The organism is Okeania sp. SIO2B9 (genome assembly GCF_010672505.1).
In the GTDB taxonomy this organism is placed as follows: Bacteria; Cyanobacteriota; Cyanobacteriia; order Cyanobacteriales; family Microcoleaceae; genus Okeania; species Okeania hirsuta.
In genome coordinates this window covers 1-4,282 of sequence record NZ_JAAHGK010000648.1, presented here as the reverse complement: position 1 = coordinate 4,282, position 4,282 = coordinate 1, and the positions used below count along the sequence as shown (strand labels likewise).

Annotated in this window: 5 protein-coding genes; 1 reads left to right on the top strand and 4 read right to left on the bottom strand. The window is 35.6% G+C overall.

Annotation, left to right across the window (positions count from 1 at the left end; translation table 11 throughout):
• Positions 1-462 precede the first annotated feature (462 nt).
• The 4 genes from F6K13_RS20840 to F6K13_RS20825 form a co-directional block, all read right to left on the bottom strand.
• Positions 463-774, bottom strand: a complete 312-nt coding sequence (locus tag F6K13_RS20840; protein WP_287288237.1) for a hypothetical protein — start codon at positions 772-774, stop codon at positions 463-465.
• A gap of 128 nt (positions 775-902) precedes the next feature.
• Positions 903-1,445 (bottom strand): phycobiliprotein lyase, encoded by a 543-nt coding sequence (locus tag F6K13_RS20835; protein WP_124143968.1) that lies wholly within the window; start codon positions 1,443-1,445, stop codon positions 903-905.
• 233 nt (positions 1,446-1,678) lie between these two features.
• On the bottom strand, positions 1,679-2,440 hold the full coding sequence (locus F6K13_RS20830) for a phycobilisome rod-core linker polypeptide (protein ID WP_124143969.1): 762 nt from the start codon (positions 2,438-2,440) through the stop codon (positions 1,679-1,681).
• Between the two features lie 267 nt (positions 2,441-2,707).
• Positions 2,708-3,577, bottom strand: a complete 870-nt coding sequence (locus F6K13_RS20825; protein ID WP_124143970.1) for a phycobilisome linker polypeptide — start codon at positions 3,575-3,577, stop codon at positions 2,708-2,710.
• 417 nt (positions 3,578-3,994) lie between these two features.
• On the opposite strand from F6K13_RS20825, the gene F6K13_RS20820 reads away from it, so the two are divergent.
• On the top strand, positions 3,995-4,162 hold the full coding sequence (locus F6K13_RS20820) for a hypothetical protein (RefSeq protein WP_192901072.1): 168 nt from the start codon (positions 3,995-3,997) through the stop codon (positions 4,160-4,162).
• Positions 4,163-4,282 lie beyond the last annotated feature (120 nt).

Here is a 4,282-nt window from a genome sequence, read left to right as displayed (position 1 = left end):
TATCTACAGGGAATTTAAGTTTTTTTTATTGCCCTTAAGTATTCCTGCCTGTTCCCTGTTCCCAGTTAAGTGTTCCCTGTTGCCTACCTTTGCTATACAATACCGATGCTACCGGACATGATATTACCTGTTTTTTTTGTACATTTAATAGACTGTGAAACATGAGCATACTTATTAGACTTGTCGCTTTATAACTTAAAAATCCCCCAAAAACCTTGTTATGTAAGGATTGTAGCTATTGGATGGCAAAAATGCTGGGAATTATTGCTCTGTCTAGGTTAGAGTGATTTTTTCCCTTTATTTAGCGACAACTCTATTATTGACCTGATTCTGGAGCCATTTTTATGACACACCTATTACAGGAATTATACCAGCCAAACTAATTTTTTCTAGTAATAACTGATCAATCAGTTCTTTGGTTTCATGACTAATATAATTTCTGTGACTATTTTCGACAAATTTTCAGAGACTATTTTGACATTGATATTTTTGTTTTTTGTTGTGAATAGTCCCATTTTTGGCAATATAATTACTACCACAACTAGGACAGATTAATTGATGATTTGACATCTGAATTATAGAGATTTTTTTATTATTACTGTCATAGATAATAGCATACTTTTTTTCAGGGTACTTGGGGTTGATTTCTGATATTTTTATCTCTGATAATATGTAGCGATCGCCGAGACAATAATTTTGATTTTTTTTGAGCAGGAAAAACTTAATATTTTCAATATTAATATCAAAAACTAATAATTTATATTGACTTATCACTACATATACAGGACTACCAAAACTTTCTCCTTTTCCTCCTCTTCTTTCTTCCCTCCTGAGGACTGACTCCTCAGTTGTTTATTTATTAAGTATTCAACCGGACATTATATTACCGTGATAGATAAGACTCATGATTTTTCTTCCATTGACAAAGAACGAATTTCTGATGAAAAAGAGGCAGTTAATACACCATTACCATCACTCGTTTTAATCAAGGATACTCGAAACCTCAGATTGGGAGTACCAAACCAAATTTTTTCTTCTGCAGCAGCACGGTCATACTCTGTATGTAGAACAAAAGTACCATCTTCAGTAATCTGATATTCTCCCACAGCAGCAATAGTTTCTGCATAACCTTGGGAACGTAATAATTTTCCTTTTTTGAGATTATCCAGGTCGGGTATTGGTACTAATACACAACTACCTTCAATAACTTCATCATTATCCCAGTCAGACTCCCCTTGCCAACTCATCTGAAAAGGAGAAACAGCTTGAGCAATATCTACTTCACTAGACTTACACAATTCTATAACTTCTGGAGCCGTTTTTGGTAAAGAGACAATATCTATCGTGGACCGAACTTCCTCAAAATGACTAAATGCTAAATTATGGCCACTACGTTGCGATCGCCAGCGTCCTATAGAGCATTCAACAAATTCTACAACATCCATTATTCCTATCTTGAATAATATTTAATCAGGAACCTGTTAGTTTAAAACAGGTCCCTCTTAAAATAGCAATTAGCAGTCAGCGGTCAGCGGTCAGCTCTCAAGGCATAATATGGGAGATACTCAAGAGAAGTCGCTCCTGGTCTACAAACCCCTAGAACACCCACACCACTAATTTTTCAAATAAGCGTGGAGGACACCGAACCCGCCGATTTTAGCTGATAGCTGATAGCTTGTTAACCAACTTCAGTAATTTTCAGGATTTTACCACCTGTTCTCTGAATGCTGTTAATTTTTGAAGTTAGCTGCTCGTAAGATACTGTATAAGTTGTTTTACTCAGTTTTACAGTAGGACCAATACCAGTTTTAGTCACTAAGATTTGGAAACGTTTGACTGTATTGCTATAAGGTCCACTTAAATATGCAGGTGGAACAATTTTCGTAGCAAGGTTAGTAGCTAAATCTGAAGTAAGTCGGGAAGATTTGTTTCTGTCACTTGTAGCATTTCCTCGTTCCAGAGCAAACATCCGATTGAAGGCCACGTTTTTCATTCCAACTAGACTGCTATTACCCCGTGGGTATGGAACAATGTTTTCCCCAAAGTTTTCAGTATACTCTTCGCTGTATATATAAGAATCAATTTCTGCCTCATATCCTTGTTCATTGTATATAAGGGTATGTTCAGAAATTTCTGCTTGGTCTTCGGGAGGGCGACCTAATAAATGCTTAAAGTTTAGTTCTATGAATCCATAAGGAGAAGATGATTCAAAAAACAAGGTGAAATATAGATCGGATTTAGCAACCATACTAACAAATTGACGGACAGAAATATCCCCATTTCGGAGTAATGATTCCCCGCTAGTTAGACGTTGACTCTCCATTACATGGATATTTCCCAAAACTTGCTTATAAACAGCTCTAATCACTGCTTGTATTTCATCTTCTGTAGCATTAGAACGTAGTTCTATTGGATCTATTGTATCTACCCAAAGTGACATTCTTAACTCCTCTAATTAAAAGATTTTGATTTTTTCTATTGATTATGATTGCAGTTTTCATGGTTAATAGCCATTAATTTAACAAGTATAAACATCATAGCCATTAACCATGAATCACTGAAAATTATTGAAAATTTTTACCCTTGATTTATCCTTAATATTGCTAAATTAGCACTATTAAGTTGTGATAATTTAACTTTTAGTTATTAGGAATCTAGCAACTAAGCTATTCATGGAAAAGAGTAAATAATTTTCTAATTTTAAGCCCTAGCTAACAGGAGTAATACTGGAAATTACACCACCCTGCTGATGAATCCTTTGGTACTCTTGGGAAAGTTTATCAAAAGGCACCAAAAATACTTGATTGCTACGGCGGAATCTGGAAACACGATTTACTACTTTTGAGCGGTAAGCTGTTACTTCAATGCGGTAAACTTTACCACCAGAATCAGCTCCTACTCCCTGTCTAGTTCTAGCACCTAAAGGTGTATCTTGGAATGACCAACCATCTGAACCACCAGAAGGAGGAACTACCGCTAAAGGTGTTTCCTGAATCACATATTTATTCAAAGCAGGGCTTTTTCCAGACAAACTTCCTTTTAAGTCGCTGCTGGAAGCACCTCGTAATAGTTGGAACATATGAGTAAAACCAACCATTTTTTTGCCGGTTTGGGTTTTATAGCCTCGATAATAAGGAACTATATTTTCCCCATAAGCACTATCATATTCCTCACTATCAATGTAGGAATCAATATCAGCTTCAAAACTTCCTTCATCAAGGACATTGCTATGAAACTTCATATCATCGTAACCATTGGGAGCTCGACCTAAAAAGTGCTTGAAGTTTAATTCAATTGCACGATAGCGGGGGCAACTTTCAAAGAACCGAGAACGATACAAGTCAGAGCGTCCAACTTGACGTACAAATTCACGGACAGTAATTTCGCCTTCTTTGAGTTGGGACTCTGGTACAGAGAGTCTTTCACTCTCCATGACGTAAGCATTGCCCAGAACTTGCTTATAGACAGCTCGAATCACAGTTTCTTTTTCTTCTGATGAGCTTCCGGGCAACAGTTCCACGGGTTCTGTATCTTCAAAAAGGCTAACCCCTAATTGAGATGCTGGTCCAAAAACCATTTGAACTATCTCCTAGGTAAAATCTGGTTTGCTGAAAAAATGTATTTTTTAGTTACAAAACTGAAAAATTTTGGCTCATTGCTACAATCTACTCCTGAACCAGGAACTTAGATTGTATAAATTTATGAGCTTATTTCTTTAAGTTTTCTACTTTTTTGGAATATACACTGCTAGCAAGCTCTTAATTATAAAGAATTATAAACTTTTGTAAATCTACAGAAATATATACTAGATTTCTTCTCATTCAAGTTAAGCTAGCAATAATAATTAAGCTCAAAAATTGTTCAGGAGGAATATATCAAAACTTTTTAACTATTAGCAATGAAATATACATACCAATATCGTATATATCCAGAAACTAGCCAGAACTTAACACTAAACAACTGACTTCGGGTTTGTCGGTATTGGTACAACAGAATGTTAGGAGAACGTTTTAACTGGTGGGAGCAAGACAGATGTCCTATCAATGCTTATCCTCTGATTTCTCATTTACCTGAATTAAAAGACAAACCAAATTATTACAACCAGAAGAAGCAATTACCAGAACTGAAAAAGGCTACAGTAAAAGTCAAGCATAGTAGTTAATATCTGGATTTTTCCCAACTTTACTCAACAGTTTTACCGCTTCTTTTGTATTACTATCACCTGTTACAAATCTAGAAAATGTTGTTTCTACTCTTTTACAGACATCCTGCAAAACTGTTG

Coding starts and splice junctions, on each gene's coding strand:
- F6K13_RS20835 (WP_124143968.1), bottom strand. CDS start 1,445: ATGGATGTTGTAGAATTTGTTGAATGCTCTATAGGACGCTGGCGATCG.
- F6K13_RS20825 (WP_124143970.1), bottom strand. CDS start 3,577: ATGGTTTTTGGACCAGCATCTCAATTAGGGGTTAGCCTTTTTGAAGAT.
- F6K13_RS20820 (WP_192901072.1), top strand. CDS start 3,995: ATGTTAGGAGAACGTTTTAACTGGTGGGAGCAAGACAGATGTCCTATC.
- F6K13_RS20830 (WP_124143969.1), bottom strand. CDS start 2,440: ATGTCACTTTGGGTAGATACAATAGATCCAATAGAACTACGTTCTAAT.